The 21,568-nt window shown below is 40.5% G+C and carries 20 protein-coding genes; 11 read left to right on the forward strand and 9 right to left on the reverse strand.

The features are described from left to right. Positions 1–83: 83 nt before the first annotated feature. Complete coding sequence (gene sppA / locus QYC40_RS11590) at positions 84–1,853, reverse strand: signal peptide peptidase SppA (RefSeq protein ID WP_301990399.1); 1,770 nt, start codon at positions 1,851–1,853, stop codon at positions 84–86. A 77-nt stretch (positions 1,854–1,930) separates the two neighbouring features. Here sppA and folK point away from each other — a divergent pair, with 77 nt between their 5' ends. Continuing rightward, positions 1,931–2,419, forward strand: a complete 489-nt coding sequence (gene folK / locus QYC40_RS11595) for a 2-amino-4-hydroxy-6-hydroxymethyldihydropteridine diphosphokinase (protein ID WP_301990400.1) — start codon at positions 1,931–1,933, stop codon at positions 2,417–2,419. Next, complete coding sequence (locus tag QYC40_RS11600; RefSeq protein WP_301990402.1) at positions 2,412–2,801, forward strand: Hpt domain-containing protein; 390 nt, start codon at positions 2,412–2,414, stop codon at positions 2,799–2,801. Before folK ends, QYC40_RS11600 begins: the two co-directional genes overlap by 8 nt. Here QYC40_RS11600 and QYC40_RS11605 read toward each other — a convergent pair. Together QYC40_RS11605 and rho are read right to left on the reverse strand one after the other, a co-directional pair. Beyond that, entirely contained in the window at positions 2,747–3,445 is a 699-nt protein-coding gene (locus QYC40_RS11605) for a phosphatidylcholine/phosphatidylserine synthase (protein ID WP_301990403.1), read from the reverse strand. The genes QYC40_RS11600 and QYC40_RS11605 overlap by 55 nt on opposite strands. Before the next feature lie 61 nt (positions 3,446–3,506). Next, positions 3,507–5,000, reverse strand: a complete 1,494-nt coding sequence (rho, locus tag QYC40_RS11610) for a transcription termination factor Rho (RefSeq protein WP_301990404.1) — start codon at positions 4,998–5,000, stop codon at positions 3,507–3,509. Between the two features lie 318 nt (positions 5,001–5,318). Between rho and QYC40_RS11615 the strand changes: the two genes are divergently transcribed. Both QYC40_RS11615 and QYC40_RS11620 read left to right on the forward strand, forming a co-directional pair. Beyond that, entirely contained in the window at positions 5,319–7,046 is a 1,728-nt protein-coding gene (locus QYC40_RS11615) for an MFS transporter (RefSeq protein WP_301990405.1), read from the forward strand. A gap of 242 nt (positions 7,047–7,288) precedes the next feature. Continuing rightward, on the forward strand, positions 7,289–8,152 hold the full coding sequence (locus QYC40_RS11620) for an N-acetylglucosamine kinase (RefSeq protein WP_301990406.1): 864 nt from the start codon (positions 7,289–7,291) through the stop codon (positions 8,150–8,152). Positions 8,153–8,299: 147 nt separating this feature from the next. Here the strand turns inward: QYC40_RS11620 and QYC40_RS11625 are convergent, their stop codons facing one another. After that, a complete protein-coding gene (locus tag QYC40_RS11625; RefSeq protein ID WP_301990407.1) occupies positions 8,300–8,983 on the reverse strand; it encodes a metal-dependent hydrolase in 684 nt (227 codons plus the stop codon). A 10-nt stretch (positions 8,984–8,993) separates the two neighbouring features. Further along, positions 8,994–9,311 carry a YbaB/EbfC family nucleoid-associated protein gene (locus QYC40_RS11630; protein ID WP_301990408.1) on the reverse strand — a complete coding sequence of 106 codons (318 nt, stop codon included), beginning with the start codon at positions 9,309–9,311 and terminating at the stop codon, positions 8,994–8,996. Between the two features lie 113 nt (positions 9,312–9,424). Between QYC40_RS11630 and QYC40_RS11635 the strand changes: the two genes are divergently transcribed. Then, positions 9,425–9,916, forward strand: coding sequence for a hypothetical protein (locus QYC40_RS11635; RefSeq protein WP_301990409.1), 492 nt, complete (start codon positions 9,425–9,427; stop codon positions 9,914–9,916). Positions 9,917–10,350: 434 nt separating this feature from the next. Here QYC40_RS11635 and QYC40_RS11640 read toward each other — a convergent pair whose 3' ends face one another. Then, positions 10,351–11,496: a hypothetical protein gene (locus QYC40_RS11640; protein ID WP_301990410.1), complete on the reverse strand. Its 1,146-nt coding sequence runs from the start codon at positions 11,494–11,496 to the stop codon at positions 10,351–10,353. Positions 11,497–11,713: 217 nt separating this feature from the next. On the opposite strand from QYC40_RS11640, the gene QYC40_RS11645 reads away from it, so the two are divergent. After that, complete coding sequence (locus tag QYC40_RS11645) at positions 11,714–12,310, forward strand: thymidine kinase (protein ID WP_301993705.1); 597 nt, start codon at positions 11,714–11,716, stop codon at positions 12,308–12,310. A gap of 104 nt (positions 12,311–12,414) precedes the next feature. Here the strand turns inward: QYC40_RS11645 and QYC40_RS11650 are convergent, their stop codons facing one another. Continuing rightward, positions 12,415–12,924, reverse strand: a complete 510-nt coding sequence (locus tag QYC40_RS11650) for a glutathione peroxidase (RefSeq protein ID WP_301990411.1) — start codon at positions 12,922–12,924, stop codon at positions 12,415–12,417. A gap of 6 nt (positions 12,925–12,930) precedes the next feature. After that, entirely contained in the window at positions 12,931–13,794 is an 864-nt protein-coding gene (locus tag QYC40_RS11655) for an N-acetylglucosamine kinase (RefSeq protein WP_301990412.1), read from the reverse strand. 259 nt (positions 13,795–14,053) lie between these two features. Here QYC40_RS11655 and QYC40_RS11660 point away from each other — a divergent pair, with 259 nt between their 5' ends. Continuing rightward, positions 14,054–16,705, forward strand: a complete 2,652-nt coding sequence (locus tag QYC40_RS11660; protein ID WP_301990413.1) for a M14 family metallopeptidase — start codon at positions 14,054–14,056, stop codon at positions 16,703–16,705. Positions 16,706–17,172: 467 nt separating this feature from the next. Here the strand turns inward: QYC40_RS11660 and QYC40_RS11665 are convergent, their stop codons facing one another. Next, complete coding sequence (locus QYC40_RS11665; protein WP_301990414.1) at positions 17,173–18,186, reverse strand: D-alanine--D-alanine ligase; 1,014 nt, start codon at positions 18,184–18,186, stop codon at positions 17,173–17,175. A gap of 139 nt (positions 18,187–18,325) precedes the next feature. Here QYC40_RS11665 and QYC40_RS11670 point away from each other — a divergent pair, with 139 nt between their 5' ends. The 4 genes from QYC40_RS11670 to QYC40_RS11685 are packed head-to-tail and all read left to right on the forward strand — an operon-like array spanning position 18,326 to position 21,556. Further along, positions 18,326–19,129, forward strand: coding sequence for a PASTA domain-containing protein (locus QYC40_RS11670; protein ID WP_301990415.1), 804 nt, complete (start codon positions 18,326–18,328; stop codon positions 19,127–19,129). Positions 19,130–19,133: 4 nt separating this feature from the next. Further along, complete coding sequence (gene mltG, locus QYC40_RS11675; protein ID WP_301990416.1) at positions 19,134–20,174, forward strand: endolytic transglycosylase MltG; 1,041 nt, start codon at positions 19,134–19,136, stop codon at positions 20,172–20,174. 2 nt (positions 20,175–20,176) lie between these two features. After that, complete coding sequence (locus QYC40_RS11680) at positions 20,177–20,587, forward strand: thioesterase family protein (protein ID WP_301990417.1); 411 nt, start codon at positions 20,177–20,179, stop codon at positions 20,585–20,587. Beyond that, positions 20,588–21,556 (forward strand): YihY/virulence factor BrkB family protein, encoded by a 969-nt coding sequence (locus QYC40_RS11685; RefSeq protein ID WP_301990418.1) that lies wholly within the window; start codon positions 20,588–20,590, stop codon positions 21,554–21,556. Positions 21,557–21,568: the final 12 nt, after the last annotated feature.

Genomic DNA, 21,568 nt, shown 5'->3' on the forward strand with positions numbered 1-21,568 from the left:
CTTCATCAGCGCCTTTTTACTTATTTTACATGCTTTTATGAGTTTTCATTTTCTTGAATTTCAACAAAAGCTGTTATTTTTTATTAATATATTTCAATCATATAAGGTATACGTGCTTGTATTCCAGATTGCATAGTAACGCGTTTAAGCTCTTGTAAGTACTTGGCATACTCGCCTAGTTCTTCGTCGATTAGCATTCCTTTCACTTTCTCCTTAGAAACCGACCATATTTCAGACAATGGATCTTTCGCCCGAGGGTACTCTGTAACACGATAATCGGTTAATTTAGCTTTCGCAGCCGCAGCTTTAACAGCCTCGTCTAAGGTTGCTAAGCGGTCGACCAGGTTTAATTCAACAGCTTGCGCGCCAGTCCATACTCTACCCTGCCCGATACTATCAACGTTGGCCACAGACATCTTTCTGCCATCAGCAACACGCTTCATGAACACTTGGTAGACGCGATTTACACTACCTTGAATGATGCTCTTTTCTTCTTCTGTCAACGGTCTGTCCATATCCACATCCATATCTGCAAATTTTCCAGTTTTGACCGCATCGAAATGAACACCTAGCTTCTCATTGAAGAGCTTCTGAAAGCTTGGGATAACACCGAACACACCAATAGAACCAGTCAGTGTAGTAGGATCCGCGAAGATAGAGTCTGCCGCAGCAGATATATAGTAACCGCCTGATGCAGCATAATCGCCCATGGATACAATCACCGGTTTCACTTTCTTAGTAAGTTCAACTTCTCTCCAGATAACATCGGATGCTAATGCAGAACCTCCCGGAGAATTCACACGCAATACAACAGCTTTGATCTTATCATCGTTACGCAACTCACGTAATTCTCTAGATAATTTATCACCACCAATCATCCCAGTAGAACCCTCACCGTCTACAATAGCACCATAAGCGTACATAACCGCTACACGATCTGCAGTACCTTTGCCAGTCGAAGGCGTATTTTTATAATCCAATAAAGAGATCGTAGGTATATCCTTCTTGCTGTCGATTCCTAGCTTTTCTTTAATTTTCGCTAATATCTCATCCTTATATAAAAGGCTGTCGACAAACTTTAGTTTCACTGCATCCTCAGGGTATCTAATCGAGTAGTTGTCGGCAATTCCACGAACACCATCTGCATTCAGCTTTCTACCAGTAGCGATATCTTTTACAAATGTTGAATAGATACTCCCTAAATAAGAGTTTACTTGTTCGCGGTTAGCCTCGCTCATACTATTCATAATATATGGTTCAACCGCACTTTTATAAGTTCCCACTTTCAGCACCTGCATATCCACACCTACTTTATCTAAAGCGTCTTTAAAGAACATAACTGAACTGGCTAACCCTCTAAAGTCTAAGCCGCCTTCAGGGTGTAAGTATATTTGATCAGCAACGGAACTAAGGTAGTAGGCCTTTTGCGTAAAGTTTTCACTGTAGGCAACGACAAACTTTCCAGATGCTTTGAAGTCCTGAATAGCGTCGCGGATTGCTTTCATCGTTGCGAAACCCGTGTTAACACCTTTAACATTTAGATAAATACCTTTGATATTGGAGTCTTCCTTTGCCGCCTGAATTCGAGAAAGAATATCATTTAAGCCTATGCTGCGCATGCTGCTATAGCCCGGCATATCAAGCCCCTCGAATGGATTGGGTTCTGTTTTTTCGGTAATGCTGTGGTCTAATGTAACCAGCAACACCGCATTGCTCGGAGTAACGGTTTCCGACGTCGGAGACACCGTGCTCACCATGTATGTAACAATACCAATCAGGATAAAAAACATCAGAATACTGCTAATCATTATACCTGTAATGGTCGCTAATACGTATTTAAAGAATGACTTCATAGAATTGTATGTGATTTTAATTCTAGTAAAAATAAGGTATTATTCGAATTATCTTAAACTATTCTTATATTAATCGGATGAATATAGTTTACCTATTAACTGGAGCAAACATTGGGGATCCGAGACAACAGTTGAAGGATGCGAAGGTTGAAATTGCAGAGCGCGTCGGGAAGATTATCAAGGAATCTTCCGTCTATGAATCTGAAGCTTGGGGTGTTGAGGATCAACCGATATTCCTAAACCAGGTCTTGGAAGTTATTACGCCACTTTCTGCTGCTAAAGTGTTGCAGACAATCCAACAAATTGAGCTGGTGTTAGGAAGAATCCGAGCGCAGCGCTGGGGCTCAAGAACAATAGACATCGACATTTTATACTATAATAATGACATTATACACGAACCTGATTTGCAGGTTCCTCACCCCTATATACAGGAACGTAACTTTACACTAATTCCTCTAAGTGAGATTGCTCCCAATTTCGAACACCCTATTTTCAAAAAAACAAATCAACAACTATTGATGGATTCCAAAGATCCACTGAATGTAAATATTGCCAAACATGAGTGATTTTAAAATTATTAACCCGGACGTACTAAAAAGCAGTATGATGAATAATATGGAGATGGTCAAACAGTTGATCGCTCTGTTTCTAACGCAAGGCAAGGTTGATTTCGAGACCTTGGAAAATGCAGTTAGCGAAAAGAATTATCAAGAAATAGGATCTAAAGCACACCATATCAAACCGACGATGGAATATATTGGTGCTTCAAACCTGAGGATGTTATTTCAAGATTTAGAACAAAAAGCAAAGAGCAATAGCTCAATCGAAGAAATTGAGGAAGCTTTTTCCATGCTAAAGAGAGATTTTAATGCAGCGATGCTTGAACTTGAAAGTTATTCTACCTCATTAGCTGATGCCTCATTCGGTACAGAAGCAAAATGCAAATAAGAGAATAGTATATAAAGGATCAATACCATTGGGAGTGCCAAGAATTTAAATAGCACGATTAGCACAAGGCTAAGCAACAAGAAAAGATATTTAAACTTATTGGCGCTCCATGCTAAGGAGCTCAACTTCATAGAGAATAGCTTAATTTCCGAAACTAATAAGAAACTACATACTGCAACAATACCAAGGAGCAGAAAAACATTGTGCAATACCGGGTAGTCCTGTGCGATAAAAGGTAAAGAAATTATAAAAAATGTATTCATTGGTGTATTTACGCCAATAAAGTCCGTAGTCTGTCTTGTATCAATATTAAATTTAGCCAGTCGCAAGGCTGAGAATATCGTCATAACGTATCCCAAATAAGGAAGATATTGCGAGTCTGTACTTTCTTTCAGCATCATAAACATGATGGTTCCCGGTAGAAATCCAAAGCTAATCACATCGGCTAAGGAATCTAGCTCTTTTCCAATCAACGACTTCACATGCAATGCTCGCGCAGACATGCCATCAAAGAAATCGAATATCCCCGAAGCTAACACGCAGTAAAATGCCATCAAGTAATTGCCCTGTAGCGCCATGACAACACCAATACAACCACTAAACAAATTAAGAGAGGTAATACTATTTGGAATATATTTCTTCATAAATAAAAAAAGCCATCTTTGAATAAAAGATGGCTTAAAAGTATCAATTTAAAATGGCTTTTTAGCCATTCATGCTAATTAAAAATTCTTGATTAGACTTCGTTCCACGCATTTGAGTCAATAAGAATTCCATTGCTTCTTGAGAATTCATATCCGCTAAATGGTTTCGTAATACCCATAGGCGTTGTAGTTCTTCGCGATCTACCAATAGATCGTCGCGACGAGTACTTGAAGCAGTAAGGTCGATTGCCGGGAAGATACGCTTGTTAGAAAGCTTACGATCCAATTGCAATTCCATGTTACCCGTACCTTTAAATTCTTCAAAGATAACCTCATCCATTTTAGAACCAGTCTCTGTCAATGCTGTTGCAAGAATGGTCAATGAACCGCCATTCTCGATATTACGAGCAGCACCGAAGAAACGCTTAGGTTTATGTAATGCATTCGCATCCACACCACCCGAAAGGATTTTACCTGACGCAGGAGCAACGGTATTGTATGCACGCGCTAGACGTGTAATAGAGTCTAATAAGATAACAACATCATGACCACATTCAACCATACGTTTTGCTTTCTCTAATACGATGTTAGCAATCTTAACGTGGCGATCTGCAGGCTCATCGAACGTCGAAGATACAACTTCCGCACGTACTGATCTTGCCATATCTGTAACCTCTTCCGGACGCTCATCGATCAATAAGATAATCAAATAAACCTCTGGGTGGTTCTTAGCGATAGCATTTGCAACCTCTTTCAACAAGTTTGTTTTACCTGTCTTAGGTTGAGCTACGATAAGTCCACGCTGGCCTTTACCAATTGGGGTAAACAAATCCATGATACGAGTTGAGTAATTACCTGGACCTAAGTCAAGGTTTAATTTCTCATCCGGGAACAATGGTGTTAAATAATCAAATGGAACGCGGTCTCTTACTTCTGCAGGATCTTGACCATTGATCGCTTCTACACGAACCAATGGAAAGTATTTCTCGCCTTCTTTCGGAGGGCGAATACATCCGCGCACATTATCACCAGTCTTTAAACCAAATAATTTGATTTGCGACTGGGAAACATAAATATCATCTGGGGATGTTAAATAGTTATAATCGGATGATCTTAAGAAACCATAACCATCTGCCATGATTTCCAATACACCTTCATTAACAATAACATTATCAAAATCAGAGGAAGAAGATTTTGCTGGCGCGGGTTCTGCCGGAGCAGCTGGTTTCGGAGCCTCAGCAACTTCTACTTCTGTATCAACTGCTTGCTCTGCACGCGTTGTTTCTTCTGTGGAACTTGGCTTTCTTGTCACAGCGATTGGCTCTACCGATTTCACTGTACGAACGCGCTTGCGAGGACGATCGCCTGAAGCATGGTCTGCTGAATCAGAATCTGCTGCGGGAGCAGCACTATCTTGTTGCGCCTCATCGGCAATAACAGTAATACGATCGATTAGCTCTTGCTTTCTTAGTTTTTCAGCATCCACAATGCCTAAAACCTTAGCAATCTCGCGTAATTCAGACACGAGCTTCGTATTCAATTCATTAATATCCATTAATTTATTTTATGATTTATTTAAGGATTTTACTTTTTGATATTTTTCTTTCAGTTCCACATCTGTGTGATGTCCTCAAGGCTCAGGCAAATCCATCTAGATTTTTCGATATCCTTCTGAAAGATAATTTTAAGAACTGCACAAAGAAAAAAAGAAGTAATGTAAATTCAAAAGAAAAATAGTAATTTTTTTTCACTTATTCTTCTCGCATTAACAAATATGCCTAATAAATTGTTTTAGCAAAGCATTTTAACTTTAAATAAATCAAAAAAAGTTCTTTATTTGTAAGATTATTATGGCAAAATAGATCTAAACTATATGAGCAATCACCCAACAAACACAGAAACTAAAACAAACTACCCCGCCCTCTATACCCTTATTGTGGTATTCTTTTTTTGGGGATTTATCGCTGCGGGAAATAGCGTATTCATCCCGTTTTGTAAAAACTACTTTCACCTAGATCAATTTCAATCACAGTTGATTGACTTTGCCTTTTACTCTGCCTACTACATTGGCGCACTCCTGCTGTTCATCTTCGGAACCATTTCTGGGAAAGATCTAGTCGGTAAATGGGGATACAAGAAAAGTATTGTCTATGGCCTGCTCTTTTCCGCATTAGGTGCTGCATCTATGATCGTAGCGGTCGAGGTTAACCTCTATGTAGGAATGCTTATCGGCCTATTTATTGTGGCGCTAGGTTTCTCCCTGCAACAGACCGCAGCAAACCCCTTCGCTGTAATCCTTGGCGATCCTAAAACAGGAGCCTCACGTGTTAACCTTGGAGGAGCAGTAAACTCCTTAGGAACAACAATCGGCCCTTTAATTATCGGTTATGCCCTGTTTGGCACATTTGAGACAGTATCCGATTCAGAAATTGCCAACCTGCCGCTCAACAAGGTGGTTTACTTATATATAGGTGTAGGGCTCTTGTTCATCCTTGCTGCCGCCTTATTCAACTTCTCAAAGAAAGTACCTGCCGGTTTTAACTTAGAACAGATGGAATCTGCGAACAAAGCTCGCACGACACTCATTATTATCACTGTTCTCTTATTATGCGCATTTGTTCCCGTATTTACGAGCTACAAATCCGACGCTGCATTAGAGGTCGCGGCCTTGCAAGAGCAAATTAAAGCGAGCAATGATGCCGGTTTAATTGCGAAGGCGAAAGAGCTTACGCATGGTCTTGAAATCAGCCGTATGTTCTGGTTATTAGGTGCTTTAGTTGTTGTCGTTGGAGGACTTTTGTTCGCCTATAGAAGAGCACAGAAAAACCCGATTGGCTGGGGAGCAATGAAATATCCGCAGTTGGTATTGGGTATGCTTGCCTTATTTGTATATGTAGGAATCGAAGTTGCTATCGGAAGTAACCTGGGGGAATTATTGACTTTGGACGAGTTCGGTAATCTTCAATCCTCGCAAATTACCCCTTACGTGTCTATGTATTGGGGAGGTATGATGATTGGTCGCTGGGCAGGAGCAATTGCTGCATTCAACTTTACCAGCTCCAAAAAGCAATTATTAACGATCGTTATACCAATTATAGCATTTTCAATTATAATTGGCGTCAATACACTTGCGGGCTTTGATATGTCCGTATTATATTACTACATCATTTGCGTAGCGGTTCAGATCATCGCGTTCTTCATCTCAAAAGATAAGCCCGTACGTACCTTAGTTATCTTCGGGACGTTTGGTTTAGTTGCTATGATCGTTGGTTTAATGACCTCAGGTACGGTCGCAATCTACTCTTTCTTAGCTGGAGGCTTAGCTTGTTCGATTATGTGGGGTTCTATTTTCAGTTTATCAATTGTCGGATTAGGAAAATATACCGAGCAAGGGTCTGCCTTCTTAGTGATGATGATTTTAGGTGGCGGTATCATCCCTCCGATCCAAGGAAAACTATCTGATATTATTGGTATTCATAACTCTTACATTGTGCCGGTTATCGGATTTATATACATTATATTATTTGCCATCTTAGTGAGAGGATTTTTAACAAAACAAGGAATCAATATTGATGATGTGGAGTCTGAAGGCGCACACTAACAGCAACTAATTGTATAAAATACACTAAGTATTTTAAATTTATTACAAAGTATAAAACCCTCACAATCAAAATATTGTGAGGGTTTTTCTTTAAAACTGAGTTTCGTTTACGGGAAATTGCTTGATTATATCAAATAAAAATTCTTATTTTTAGTGATAAATCCATTATTTTCGGATTTTAAACAGTCAAAATACCATTGTAAAACAAACAAACAAGTTACTTTAAATTAAATTAAAAAATAATGATCATAATTGCAGATGGAGGATCTACAAAGACAAACTGGTGTTTGTTAGATGATTCAAATAAAAAAATCTATTTCAACACCGAAGGTTACAACCCATACTTTGTAGATAGTGATTACATTGTTGCATCCCTTAAGAAAGGATTACCTCATGATATTCCTTTTGAAAAAATCGCTGAGGTAAATTATTACGGGGCAGGGGTTCACAACGAAGAGAAAGCGAAGATTGTAGAGGAAGCTATACAAGCGGTGTTCCCAAATGCAAAAGTCGAAGTTGGTCATGACTTATTAGCTGCTGCTCGCGCCTTATTAGGCAATGAAGCAGGATTCGCAGCTATCCTCGGAACAGGTACAAATACCTGTATCTATGACGGAAAAGATATCACACATAACATTGACTCAGCTGCTTATATCTTAGGTGATGAAGGCAGTGGTAGCTATATCGGTAAAAAACTTTTAACAGACTTCATCCGCGGATTAATGCCAAAAGATGTAGCTGATGTTTTCTACGAAACATACAAACTTACTCCCGATGAAATCATGGATAATGTGTACACAAAACCTTTAGCAAACCGCTTCTGCGCAAGCTTTAGTAAATTTGTTTACGACAATAACGTGAATATCCAATATACTCGCAAGATTGTTGATGATGCTTTCGAAGCATTCTTTAACAACCTCGTGAGCAAGTACCCTGATTACCAATCTTTCACCTTCAACTGTATCGGTTCTGTGGGATATAACTTCAGAAATGTATTGGAAGAGAAAGCTAATCAATATGGTATGAAAGTAGGTAAAATCCTTCGCTCCCCTATTGATGATTTAGTACAATTCCATATCAATAGATCGAAGACTACGGCAAACTAGTTCTGTAGTATTTAGTAGTGAGTATTTAGTATTTAGACCTATAGCGTCTAAATAATCTGAATATAAAAGAGAGGGTCTGTATCAAAATACAGACCCTCTCTTTTATATTCTGGTGTTTATTATCTCTTATAAACTTCTGAAGTAACTCTAGAAGTTAATAGTTTCTCCAATCTTTGGTAATTGAAGATCTAAGCCAGCCGACTCAAAGATCGCTTTTGTAGCCTCTTTATCGATGGTTATCGGCGGAAAAGAATCGTAATGTATACCGACAATATGCTTACATTTAATAAAATCTGCAGCAATGACAGCATCCTCCGCATCCATCGTATAATGGCCACCGATAGGCAACAAAGCTAAATCAATATTAAAACGCTCGAGCAACTTCATCTCCATTGTTAATGCTGTATCACCGGCAAAGTATATAGTCTTTCCTTCAACAAAAAACACGTAGCCCACAGGGAATCCTCCATACTGCCCGTCTGGGGTACTATTCGTATGAACCGCATACACCATTTTAGCTTTTCCAAACGGAAGGTTCAGTGTACCGCCGATATTGAACTCAATTACTTTATCATCCGCAACGCCTTGCTTTCTCACCCAAGCTGCTGTTTCAACGATAGCACATACCGTCGCATCGCTTTGCTTTTGTATGGTCACCATATCTGCAACATGATCTTGATGTCCGTGCGAAAGAAATATATAGTCCGCTTTGATGTCCGCAACATTAACAGACGATGCTAAGGGGTTATATTTTATAAAAGGATCTACTAAGACCTTAGTGCCGTTGAAATCAAACTCAACGCAGGATTGTCCATAATAGGTAAGTTTCATCTTCTCTCTTTTATTTATTTCCAAATAGGTTTCCTAATCCGCCTAAGCCACTCAGCATGTCTTGAGATGCAGCAGCCATCTCTGCCTGACTGATGCTCTCTGCTTGTGTTATCGCCTTATTAAGAGCAACAATTAACAGCTCCTCCAACTCTTCCTTCTCGGCTTCTTTCAGGAATTCCGGGTCGATATGGATCTCCTTGATTTCCTTGTTGGCTGACGCTACGACGCGAATCTTACCGCCCTCTGCTTCTCCGGATACCGATACATGGTCCAATCTATCTTTAATCTCCTGTGCCTTCTGTTGTGCTTGAAATAATTTATCGAACATCTCCTTAAATATTGTTTATAAGCCCAATAATACAAAATATTAGCCAATTCTCCGTCAGCAATTAGGTTCTTTTCCTAAGCTTAAGTACCTTTGTGAATTAACATAGCGTACCGATGAACGAATTAACATACTATTCCGAGATTGCGGAAGATTTACAGAAAAACAATCCTACAGCATACGAAGAACTGGACGAAGAAATACAGATCATCATCCATAAGCTTAAGTTCATCCCCCAAGAAAGCCGACCGATCGTTCAAGTAATCAGCAATGACCAAGCTATACAGCAAGACTATCTACAAGAACTGCTTAAAGTTGCGGGAGCACAGCCCACAGCATCAGCAGTCCCATTAGAAGAGGTTCAAATCCTAATCTTCATCGACGAAACAACGAACTACCTCAGCAAGCTCCCCGTGGAACTTCAAACATTATACGCGGAAAGCAAAGCCGTAAAAAACAATCAAATCTACATTATCCAAAAACCAGCATTCGCCAAGGATAAAGCTGCATATATCCAGGATATCGAAGTATTAGCAGAAATCGTCCAATCGAAGTACTTTGTTTTTGGACACGAAGGCGAAGATTGGATTAAGTTTGATGTAAGTTAGATATTAGACATTAGATTTTAGACATAAGAAATACAAGGCGCCGAGTAGGCGCCTTTTTTATGATGTTTTTTGTCGTTGGTTGGCGGGAGTGGTTGTTTAGTGGGGATGGTTGTTGAATGGGATTGTCTTGAACCAGGAAAGGAAGGATTTTAGGACATACAGGATAACGTAATGTGAGATATGAAGGGATGGATTGTATTTTTTATAGGAGACGATTCACTAAACGTCTCCTGAAACGCATGATATCAATATCGTAAATGTACGATGTCCATACCAATATCCCCTTTCAGATGACGCTATATCAGATCCTGAATATCCTTGCATCCTTCCTTTCCTGGTTCAAAACAATCATCCAAAAATGTAAAAACAACAATAAAAAAAGGCGCCGAGTATGCGCCCTATATTTCTTATGTCTAATGTCTAAAATCTAATTTCTAACTAAGATATTTCTTTCTCAACACCACATAAAGCTTATCTACAGTTTGTGGTTTTGATGCCCAATTATTCTTTAGCGCATAGTTTGATTGCAAGAATGCGTCGGCTTCAGCGAAGTTATCAAAGCGGTTTAACAGTTCGATTGCTTCACTATATGCCAGGCTATAGCCATTAAATAAATCTTTGATGAACAACAGCTTATCATTTAGGCTAACTCCAGTTTTTAAATCAACGATGGTATCAGAGGATTTACTTGCCGAAGTTTGAAACTGATTAACATTCGTTAAACCAGCTTGCTTTTGCTGTTGAATCAGCTCATTTAAAGTCATACGACGGCTAGGCGTTTGTTCCGCCTGCTTTGCTAAATCATTCAGACTCGCTTCTTTTGGTTCTACCGGTATCTCAACATGCTTCTCCTCGATCACCACCTCGTTCACGACAGGTTCGGAAACAAATTCTTCCTTTTTCTCTTCTGCAACTGGCGCTTCTGTCTTAAAAGTATTTGTAGGTTTTTCTACCGAAGTATAGTTTGAAGATGCTGTATGTGTATAAGAAGGATTCGCTGGTTGCTCAGGCGATTTTTCTGCAGGCTTGTCTTCTACAGCTTTTTCTTCCTCCTGCTCTTCCTCGACGGTATCTTCGAGATGCTCGACAACTGCCGCTTCCTCTTGATCGGTTTCATTGTCCGTCACACTATCATCGATACGGCCGAAACCCTCAAACTTAATACCCTCAGGCTTCTGTTCCGCAATTTCTTGCTCTGCTTCTACTTCTTCCGGATCTTCCGCTACAACTTCCGTCTCCTCAATTATATCCGCAGATTTCACTTCCTGAATTTCTTCAATTACTGGCTGGCTATCTGCCTCCTGCTCGTCGAAGGTCGGAGCGGGCGTGAATGTATTTTCTTCCGCTTCAACAGTATGCTGTTTAAGCTCCGGCTGAGGAATTGCAGCAACTGCCGCTGGTACAGATAGCTGATGAAGTGCATCCAGATTAGCCGACAAAAACTTCGCCTGTGCTGCCAATAGCTGTAATTGAATTGAATCCTGTGTTAATGTTGCTTTGTCTAAGCTTGCATACTGTTCGTTAATTTCTACGAGTAGATCACCAATTTTGTTGTAAATATCTTGTTGTGAATAGGCCATATCGTTCTATATCTTTGTTCTGTAAAATGGAAGTCTTTCTTAAGTAAGTGTATTAAAATTAAAACCACTGATACTTACAGGTTTCAGCGATTAATTGATAATCCTTAAACCAAAAATAAGATTAAATTTCGATATTCGCATCCAATGGGGCTTAAGAATTTGTCTACAACTATAAACTATTTTAAAGCCTTTTTAGTATTAAATCCATTCAAAAATGATGTTGTTTTCAGAACATAATTTCCATGAAAGACAGGAACGTGTAGGTAGCATAGAGGTAATCTGTGGTTCCATGTTTTCCGGGAAGACGGAGGAATTGATCCGGAGGCTGAAAAGAGCAAAATTCGCCAAATTACCGGTCGAAATCTTTAAGCCGGAAATCGATGTACGTTATGGTGAAAAGGAAGTTGTATCGCACGATAGCAATGCTATCCCTTCAACACCCGTCTCGCATTCATCCGCTATATTATTGTTGAGCTCAGATACCAAAGTCGTCGGAATCGATGAGGCACAGTTCTTTGATGAGGAATTGCCGGACGTATGCAATACCCTCGCAAATCGAGGCATACGAGTTATTGTTGCCGGTTTGGATATGGACTATAAGGGACGACCTTTCGGACCTATACCTAACCTGATGGCCATGGCGGAGCATGTCAGTAAAGTTCATGCGGTATGTGTTCAATGCGGGTCGCCAGCAACCTATTCCTATCGATTTGCTGCTAATGAATCACGCGTTCTGCTCGGCGAAAAAGAAAGCTACGAACCGCGCTGTCGTGCCTGCTACTTCCGAGCGGACAAAAACCAAGATCAACAATAAATACAGTAGCCTAGACACTGTTCAGTATAAGCGATTTAAAGATATCCAATAACACAAAAGGGGAAGCTGTAGCAGCTTCCCCTTTTATGTTATTGTTTTTTAACTTAGATCTTCGATACAATCGACTCATCTAAAGGAGTCACTTTAGAGCGATATCTATTGGTTAACTTTCCGTCTTTGTTAATCAAAAACTTCTCGAAATTCCATTTGATCTCTCCCGTGAAATCTTCGTTCTGTGCACTAGTCAGATATTTGAATAGTGGATGCGCCTTCTCGCCTTTTACATCAACCTTCTCTGAAATTAAAAAGGTGACCCCATAATTCTGCTCGCAGAACTCTTGGATTTTCTCATTAGCGTCAAACTCCTGGCCACCAAAATTGTCCGAAGGAAAACCAATGACAACCAATTTGTCGCCATACTGCTTATGCAGTTCCTGCAATTCCTTGTATTGCTTAGTAAAACCACATTTCGAAGCCGTATTCACAATCAGCAGCTCCTTTCCCTTAAAGTCCGCTAAAGACACTTTTTTTCCGTCAATAGTATTGAAGGAATAATCATATACACTCGGCTGTTGAAAAAGCATGGTGTACAACAAAATCATTTTTACTAGCATCACGTTTTAATTAAATTCAACATTCAATTCTCTATTGACAATGAAATGAAATATTTCTTCAATAGGGTTCTTTAATATCTTTCCTATGCGTACTCCATGCAAATTACATACCTCTCTCAGGTGAAGATCAAAATGATAAGCAATTCCACCAACAAAATGACATTCATATTCCCAAAACTCGGGATATGTCATCACATTCGTACGAACGAACTCATCAAAACCATTGCGAAGCAAGTTGTCAATGTAGGGATGTGTCCTATTTGCAGCCATAAATTCAGCGAAAGACGCTAAATAGGCATTCGGGCGATCTCTTTGGTAAACATTCTTAATGATAATATCTTTGGTAATCGGATGCGCCTCTTTGAATACGCGCATCAAATCCCTTGGCATCTGCTCATACAGGTACGCTGTAATCAATTGCTTGCCAAACCATGCCCCCGATCCTTCATCTCCCAGCACATATCCGATGCCATGTACCCCTTGCTCCAAAGTATCACCGTTATAAAAACTGATATCCGAGCCGGTACCTATATTACAGATCAAACCTTTGTTATTCCCAAAAGTCGCGTAGGCCGAGCCCACCAAATCACTTTCCACAGAAATAAAAGAATTTGGGAATATCTCGGTTAGCGCATTGGAAACCAACTCTCGACGATCCGGCGTTGTACAACCGGCGCCAAAAAAATAAACCTCATTGATCTCTTTGATATAGGGAATAATTTCTTGGACTTGACCCAGAACCGAAGCAATTTCCTTCTCGTTTACAAAAAATGGATTAAGACCTTTGGTACGAAATTGTAAGGGTTTACTATCGGGAAGATGCAACATCCAATCTGATCGTGATGAACCACTATCTGCAACTAAAATCATATTTTACGTAATTTCATCTCTTCCAAATATACAAATTTCGAATAATCAACCCCCATTAACTAAACAAAACTTTCATCTAACCAACGAAACAACAATGAGGATGAAAGTTCTTGAGGATCTTTGAAAACAAACACTTTCCGCAAACATCCTCCTGCCCTGTTTTGTAATATTCTCGTGAAACAAGCGATTCTGCAAGTAAACACTTTTCTAATCCCGCCAATTGGCTATATTAGTCCTAAATAACGAAAAACCTCTAATTATGAAAAATCTAAAAGCTTCCCTATGGCTTTTACTTCTGCTTGTTGCTATATCCATTCAAACCCAAGCACAACAGATCAGCTCGCCAAAAACACATTTCGGATTCGAGATCGGCGATGATTATCAACTTGCAAATTTTGAGCAGACAGAACGATATTTTAAAAAACTGAGCGAGCAGTCTGATCGTGTTATCTACCAATCAATCGGAAAGACAGAAGAAGGTCGCGACCAATGCATGCTCATCATCAGTTCGCCTGAAAACCTAAAGAACTTAGAAAAGTACAAGCAGATATCCTCGAAACTCGCTCGTGCAGAGATGACGGAGCAGGAAGCGCGCAATTTATCCAAAGATGGAAAAAGTGTCGTGTGGATCGATGGAGGTCTTCACTCCACCGAAGTCGTGGGTATGCATCAGCTCATTCAAACCGCCTACCTCTTAGCTTCTGCCAAAGACGCCGAGACAGAACATATCCTACAGAACAGCATCATCCTGCTGGTACATGCAAACCCAGACGGGCAAGACCTGGTTTCCAACTGGTATATGCGCGAGAAAGAAGCAACAAAAAGATCGACCAGCTTAGTGCCAGTCCTGTATCAAAAATATGCCGGACATGATAATAACCGCGACTTCTTTATGTTGAACTTAAAAGAAAGTCAGAATATGGCTCGCCAACTCTTTGTCGAATGGGTTCCGCAGATTATGTACAATCATCATCAAACAGCACCTGCCGGTGCAGTCGTTGCCGGAGCTCCTTACCGCGACCCCTTCAACTATGTGTTCGACCCGCTACTGATGTCGGGTATTGATGCCTTAGGCGCAGCGATGTCTTCCCGCTTAAATGCAGAAAATAAGCCGGGTTATACGGCAAAAGGGGGGTCTGTATTCTCCACTTGGTATAACGGAGGATTGAGAACAACGACTTATTTTCACAACATGATCGGCCTTTTAACCGAAATCATTGGAAACCCTACTCCCTATGACATTCCTTTGGTTCCCTCGCGCTTGATTCCCTCCAGCAATACCCAAAATCCTGTCGTTCCACAACGTTGGCACTTCCGACAGTCCATCGACTATTCTATCTCTTTAAATTATGCTGTAATGGGCTATGCCGCGAGATACCGTGATGAGGTACTCTACAACATATACCGTATGGGGCGCAACTCAATCGAAAAAGGTAGCAAGGACACCTGGTCGCTGTCGCCAAGCAAAGTCGCCATCGTAGAACAGGCTGTACAGGATGCGCGCAAAGCGAATCCAAACGAACGCTTCCCGGATGCCAAACTGGTCAATAAGCTATACGAAGATAAAACACTGCGCGACCCGAGGGCATACGTCATTCCATCCGACCAAGCCGACTTTAATACAGCTGTCAAGTTCCTGAATGCACTAATTGGAAACGGTATCGAAGTGATGAAAGCAACTGCAGAATTTACTGTTGCAGGAAAATCATATCCGGAAGGCTCTTTTATCGTTAAAACCAACCAAGCTTTCCGTCCGCATATCCTGGATATGTTCGAACCACAGGATCATCCTGATGATTTTGAATATCCTGGAGGCCCTCCGATTCCACCCTACGATGCGGCGGGATGGACATTGGCTTATATCATGAACGTCAAGTTCGACCGTTTCCTGGATGATATCAACGGACCTTTCCAGAAATTAACCTTAGGTGATCCTATCATCTTAGAAAAGAAAGCCTCGGCAAAAAGCAAATTCCTAAGCCTGCCAGCAGCGAACAATGACAGCTACAAAATAGTCAACTCGCTATTGAACAATAAACAAAAGGTCTGGCGCGATCAAGACAATGGAAATTTCTATATCGCAAACAACAACAATTTATCATTAAACGTACCAAGTACAGCAATAAATGCTGTTCCAAAGAGTGCCAAAGCCCTAAAACCTTTGCGTATCGCTTTATGGGACAGCTACGGTGGCAGCATGCCATCCGGATGGATCAGGTTCCTCATGGAACAATTCGACTATAACGCAACAGTGGTCTTCCCGCCAGATATCGACAAAGGAAATCTTAAAGAGAAATTCGACGTGATCATCCTTCCGGGAGGTGCTATCCCTCGCTTTCAAAATAATGTCGGCTCGGGCTACGGACCAAATTTCAATAACGCTGCACCTCAAAATATCCCCTCGCCATACCGCGAAAGATGGGGCCGACTGACAGCTGAGCAGTCCATCCCTGTACTGCGCGACTTTATGGAAAAAGGCGGGACAATTGTATCTATTGGCAACAGCATTGACATCGCAAAACACTTTAATTTGGGCATAACCGAAGCCCTCGTCGATGCAAATAACAAAGCCCTGCGCAGAGAGGTTTTCTATACGCCAGGCTCCGTGCTCAAGGCAAAAATCGCAAACAATCTCCCGGACACCTGGGGATACAACGCGGATATCGACGTCTACTACAGCAACTCTGCACTATTTAAAATTAACGACCCGCAAATAAAACCATTGATCTGGTTTGACAGCGACCAAGTCCTGAAAAGCGGCTGGTCATGGGGCGAAAAATATCTGAAAGACGCTGTATTAGCCTTCGACGCCAAAATCGGAAAAGGAAAACTAGTATGCTTCGGCAATGATATCACCTTCCGCGCACAAACCCACGGAACATTTAAATTTTTGTTTAATCAGCTATATTAGAAATAGTATTTAGTAGTTAGTATTTAGTATTAAGACCTATGTTGGCCTATATGGATTCCAAATATCCTTTCAATCCTTACGTCTTTCCTTTCTTGGTTCAAAACAATGCGAATCTCCGTCCACTCAAAACCATTGTAAAGCCCTTTCAAAACCCATTCACTCCCCTTTCAGACCCGCTCCGAAAGGGCTATGAAAGGGAAGTGAATAGACTATAAATAAAATGTGTTTGCACCAAGAAAGGTAGAAAGGAAGGATAAAAGGATGAACAGGATCAGGGGTCAGGTAATGTTGGATACGTTTAGTGAAACGTCTCTACGCATTGACGTCCAATTTATGAGTGTAGAAAACATTGATTCTGCCAATCCTTGCATCCTTTCTTTCTTGGTTCAAAACAAACTTTTCTCAAAAAAATAAACATCAAAAAAAAGGGCGCCTACCGGGCGCCCTACATTTCTAATATCTAAAATCTAATGTCTAACATCTAATATTGCAGCCTCAATCAGCTCACCATAGAAAGCGCTTTCTGTTCTTCCGGAAGCGCGGACTTGTTGTGGGATAAAGGATTGTGGCGTTTGGCCAGGTACCGTATTGATTTCTATAAAATAAAATTTATCCGTATTCTTTTCGATAAAGAAGTCGATACGAACCATTCCTTTACAATTTAGACGGATATAAATTTCTCTGATCAAGCGATCTGCGCGCTCTTTCTGTTCGGTGTTTAAGTCGGCGGGTGTAATTTCTTCGGTTAAGCCCGGGGTGTATTTAGCTTCGTAATCGAAAAACTCGCGTGTTGTTCTCACTTCGGTGGCAGGCAATACTTGAAGTTCGCCTTTGGCATCGCGGTAAATACCTTGGGAGAATTCACGCCCGGTGACAAACTCTTCGACTAGAACCTGGAAGCCCGTATTTTCCGCATCGTAAGCATTGTCTAGTGCTTGCTTCAATTCGCTCCACTCCGAAACTTTACTCATACCGATACTACTGCCGCCGGCATTTGGCTTAACGAAAAGCGGTAGGCTCAGTTTCTCGGTTACCATGTCGACAGAAACAGCGCGATGTTCTTTAAACAACAGTACGGAGTTCGCGACATTGAGTTCTGGAATATCTTGTACGATAGCTTTAGTATATCCTTTGTTCATCGTTAAAGCCGATGTTAGGGCAGTACAAGAAGTATATGGCAGGCCAATCATATCAAAATAACCTTGCAAGCGTCCATCTTCTCCCGGTACGCCGTGTATAATGATGAAGGCTACGTCGAATTTGACTTTCTCGCCAGCAAGTTCTAAGGAAAAATCCTGTCGGTCGATCTCATGCTTCGCCCCTTGATCATCCTCATAAAACCAGCTATCTAGAGTGATCGTAATTGGATAAACGTCATACTTATTCTTATCAATCTGACTATATACGAAGGCGGCACTTTTAAACGACACCTCGGCTTCGCCAGTGTATCCACCTTTTACTAAAGCAACTTTTGTTTTCATAATATATTATCAAGAAGCAAATATAATTTGCGATACGAGGAAAAACGAATATTTTTGCCTTAATTATCGCTGAGATTTCCCATGATTTTGAAAAGTGGAATTAATATTGTGATAGCAAAACATTTAAAGCAAGAGATTGATGTCTAAATTCTTTTTATACTTAAGGACGAGTACGTTTCGAAAAAACTTAATTGCTGCCTTAATTTTTATTGTTGTTCTTTTTATTGTCGTTTATTTCGGTTTGAAAATATACACCAAACATGGAGATTCTCAGGAAGTTCCAGTTTTAAAGGGGTTACACATTAATGAGGCCTTAAAGATTTTGGACAAAGCAGGATTGGAATACGAGGTTGACTCGATCTATCAGATGGATGCAAAACCAGGCTTAGTAATCGACCAAGATCCCGATCCTAAATCGCATGTTAAGGGTGGTAGAACAATCTATTTGACTATCATTACGCAGTCTGCGCCGGAAATTGCGTTCCCAGAGATTGTTGACAAGACATTTATTGAAGCTTCTGCCATTTTGAAGAACCACTCTTTAAAAATTGCAGACACGACATATATCAACGATATCGCTCGTGATGTCGTATTAGAGGTTAAATTCTCAGGTCAGGTGATCCAACCAGGGCGTATGGTTCCGAAGGGATCAAGAATCAGCTTGGTATTGGGTAATGGCCGCGGAGATTCGGAAGTGGACATTCCTAATCTTGTGGGACAGTCGGTAGAAGAAGCGAAATTTGCATTGGCAGGCTTAGGATTAACATTAGGTTCAATCTCCTTCTCTGATAACTCCCGCGATACGTTAAATGCGCGTATTGTAAGTCAAAGTCCGGATACCAGTTCGCACGTAATCTCCATCGGAAGTGCAGTACACGTAACGTTGGCAATGCCTAGTGCTGCGCCGACTACACCTGTGAATCCTACAACGCCTCAAAACTAAGAATATGGCAGAAAACAGAAAGAAGAATAGCGTCGTAAAGATTATATTGATTGTTATTTTAGTGGTTGGTCTTGCTGTGGCATGGATTGGCTACCAAGCCTTTATGGCACCAAGCATAGCAACATCCGAAGAATATTTCTATGTACATACCGACGAGCCTTACGAGAGCGTAATCAAGCGGATTGAAGAAGAGGGCATTGTAAAAAACCCTAGTTATTTCAATTATGTAGCGAAAGCAATGGATTTACAAGATGGTATCAAAGCGGGACGATATAAGCTTTCCAAAGATTTGAGCAATCGTCGTTTCATAGGTAATCTACGTGGCGGTTATCAAGAGGCCGTTCCTTTTCGTTTTCAAAACTTACGTCTGAAGGAGAACTTTGCAGGTGCCTTAGGTAAGAACTTCGAAGCCGATTCGACGACTTTCTTAAACCTGTTAAACAATGAGGCCTTAGCTGAGAAATATGGCTTTAACAAGGATAATTTCTTCTCGATGTTTATTCCGAATACCTATGAGATTTATTGGAATACAAAACCGGAAGAGATCATTGACCGTTTTTCGAAAGAGTATGATAAATTCTGGAATGCAGATCGCAAAGCAAAAGCCGCAGCGTTAAATATGACGCCGAAAGAAGTCAGCGTATTGGCATCCATTGTGAAGGGAGAAGCCCTGCATGTGGACGAGATGCCGGCAATTGCAGGTTTATACATCAATCGCCTGAAACGAGGTATGTTATTACAAGCAGACCCTACCGTCATTTTTGCAAATAATGATTTTACCATTCGTCGCGTATTAAATAGACATTTAACGATCGACAACCCTTATAACACCTACCGTTATAAAGGACTGCCTCCCGGGCCGATTATGATGCCTAGCATCGCCTCGATCGACGCCGTCTTGAACTATAAGCAACATGAGTATATCTACATGTGTGCGAAGGATGATTTCTCAGGTTACCACAATTTTGCAAAGACCGTTGCTGAACATCAAATTAACGCTAGAAAGTTTCAGCAAGCGCTTGACGCAAGAAATATCAAGAAATAATTATGTTTTCCTATAAACATCAAGTCCGCGTTCGTTATGCCGAAACGGATAACATGGGCTATGTATATTATGGCAATTATGCCGCATACTATGAGGTGGCGCGCACCGAAATGCTGCGTAGCACAGGCATCTCTTATAAGGAGCTAGAGGATATGGGCGTTATGCTACCGGTAATTGAGCTTCATAGCCAATATATTAAAGCGGCAAAGTATGATGATTTAATCACTATTAATATTTATATTAGAGAAAAGCCAGGTATAAGGATTAAATTTGAGTATGAGCTATTTAACGAAGAGGGCGAGTTACTAAATACGGGTTCTACACAGCTTGTTTTTGTTGATATGGAGCGGAATAGACCGTGTAGACCTCCAGCAATATTCCAAGAGAAAATGGCTCCATTTTTTGGAGAATAAATGAAAAAAGTACATCAGACACTTCTTCACTTGCAGCCCTATGATCGATTGATTGAATGGTCGAAGAGTGCTACTTTACCGGGTTTTGGCAAGTTGCCATTATACACGGTATTTGTGTTTTTTTTTCAAGAAATTTCTCGGGAGTCTATTATCAACAAAGCATCATCTTTAGCCTATAACTTTATGTTGGCTATCTTTCCGGGAATCATCTTCCTGTTCACATTGATTCCTTATATCCCAATTGATAATTTTCAGGAACAGTTGATGGAACTTATTCAGCTTGCTTTGCCGGATAATGCCTATCAAGTTTTAGAAAACACGTTGAAGGACATTATTATCCGGCAGAACGGTGGATTATTATCTGCCGGTTTTGTACTTTGTACCTTCTTCGCGACTAACGGCATGACCACTTTGATGATGACCTTCAATAAGTCTTCCTTATCCAAGGAGTCTAGAACATGGTTCCAACGCCGCATCGTCGCGTTAGTACTTTCATTTTCGATTGTTATCGCCTTAATTTGCGGAATTGTTCTGTACATGGGGTCTAACTTTTTAATCAATTACTTGAAAACGCATATCGATTATGACCTTTCGTGGTTCTGGTCGTTCTTAATCAAGACCGCGCAGTGGATTATTTTATTTTCAATTTACTTCTTCACGGTAAGTCTCATTTATAAATTTGGGCCTTCATCATCGCGTTGGAAACTTTTTACACCAGGCGCTACACTAGCCACACTATTGGCTATGTTGTCGTTTTCACTTTTTACTTTTTACATTAATAATTTCGGTGCATATAATAAGTTGTATGGTTCCATAGGAACCCTGATTGTCGTCATGATTTGGATGTATATGAATGCACTTATATTGATTATTGGGTATGAATTGAATGCAAGCATTGCACTTTCAAAACAAAGTATTAAAATTGTAAAACCAAGAGTTTACAATTCTTTTAAAGCAAACCAAGCTTAATAGGGCAAACCA

The organism is Sphingobacterium sp. BN32 (genome assembly GCF_030503615.1).
Classification (GTDB): Bacteria; Bacteroidota; Bacteroidia; order Sphingobacteriales; family Sphingobacteriaceae; genus Sphingobacterium.

Coding starts and splice junctions, on each gene's coding strand:
- QYC40_RS11670 (WP_301990415.1), top strand. CDS start 18,326: ATGTCTAAATTCTTTTTATACTTAAGGACGAGTACGTTTCGAAAAAAC.
- QYC40_RS11625 (WP_301990407.1), bottom strand. CDS start 8,983: ATGAAACTTACCTATTATGGACAATCCTGCGTTGAGTTTGATTTCAAC.
- QYC40_RS11685 (WP_301990418.1), top strand. CDS start 20,588: ATGAAAAAAGTACATCAGACACTTCTTCACTTGCAGCCCTATGATCGA.
- QYC40_RS11605 (WP_301990403.1), bottom strand. CDS start 3,445: ATGAAGAAATATATTCCAAATAGTATTACCTCTCTTAATTTGTTTAGT.
- QYC40_RS11635 (WP_301990409.1), top strand. CDS start 9,425: ATGAACGAATTAACATACTATTCCGAGATTGCGGAAGATTTACAGAAA.
- rho (WP_301990404.1), bottom strand. CDS start 5,000: ATGGATATTAATGAATTGAATACGAAGCTCGTGTCTGAATTACGCGAG.
- QYC40_RS11665 (WP_301990414.1), bottom strand. CDS start 18,186: ATGAAAACAAAAGTTGCTTTAGTAAAAGGTGGATACACTGGCGAAGCC.
- QYC40_RS11655 (WP_301990412.1), bottom strand. CDS start 13,794: ATGATTTTAGTTGCAGATAGTGGTTCATCACGATCAGATTGGATGTTG.
- sppA (WP_301990399.1), bottom strand. CDS start 1,853: ATGAAGTCATTCTTTAAATACGTATTAGCGACCATTACAGGTATAATG.
- QYC40_RS11630 (WP_301990408.1), bottom strand. CDS start 9,311: ATGTTCGATAAATTATTTCAAGCACAACAGAAGGCACAGGAGATTAAA.
- QYC40_RS11680 (WP_301990417.1), top strand. CDS start 20,177: ATGTTTTCCTATAAACATCAAGTCCGCGTTCGTTATGCCGAAACGGAT.
- QYC40_RS11600 (WP_301990402.1), top strand. CDS start 2,412: ATGAGTGATTTTAAAATTATTAACCCGGACGTACTAAAAAGCAGTATG.
- QYC40_RS11615 (WP_301990405.1), top strand. CDS start 5,319: ATGAGCAATCACCCAACAAACACAGAAACTAAAACAAACTACCCCGCC.
- QYC40_RS11650 (WP_301990411.1), bottom strand. CDS start 12,924: ATGCTAGTAAAAATGATTTTGTTGTACACCATGCTTTTTCAACAGCCG.
- QYC40_RS11620 (WP_301990406.1), top strand. CDS start 7,289: ATGATCATAATTGCAGATGGAGGATCTACAAAGACAAACTGGTGTTTG.
- QYC40_RS11660 (WP_301990413.1), top strand. CDS start 14,054: ATGAAAAATCTAAAAGCTTCCCTATGGCTTTTACTTCTGCTTGTTGCT.
- QYC40_RS11640 (WP_301990410.1), bottom strand. CDS start 11,496: ATGGCCTATTCACAACAAGATATTTACAACAAAATTGGTGATCTACTC.
- QYC40_RS11645 (WP_301993705.1), top strand. CDS start 11,714: ATGTTGTTTTCAGAACATAATTTCCATGAAAGACAGGAACGTGTAGGT.
- mltG (WP_301990416.1), top strand. CDS start 19,134: ATGGCAGAAAACAGAAAGAAGAATAGCGTCGTAAAGATTATATTGATT.
- folK (WP_301990400.1), top strand. CDS start 1,931: ATGAATATAGTTTACCTATTAACTGGAGCAAACATTGGGGATCCGAGA.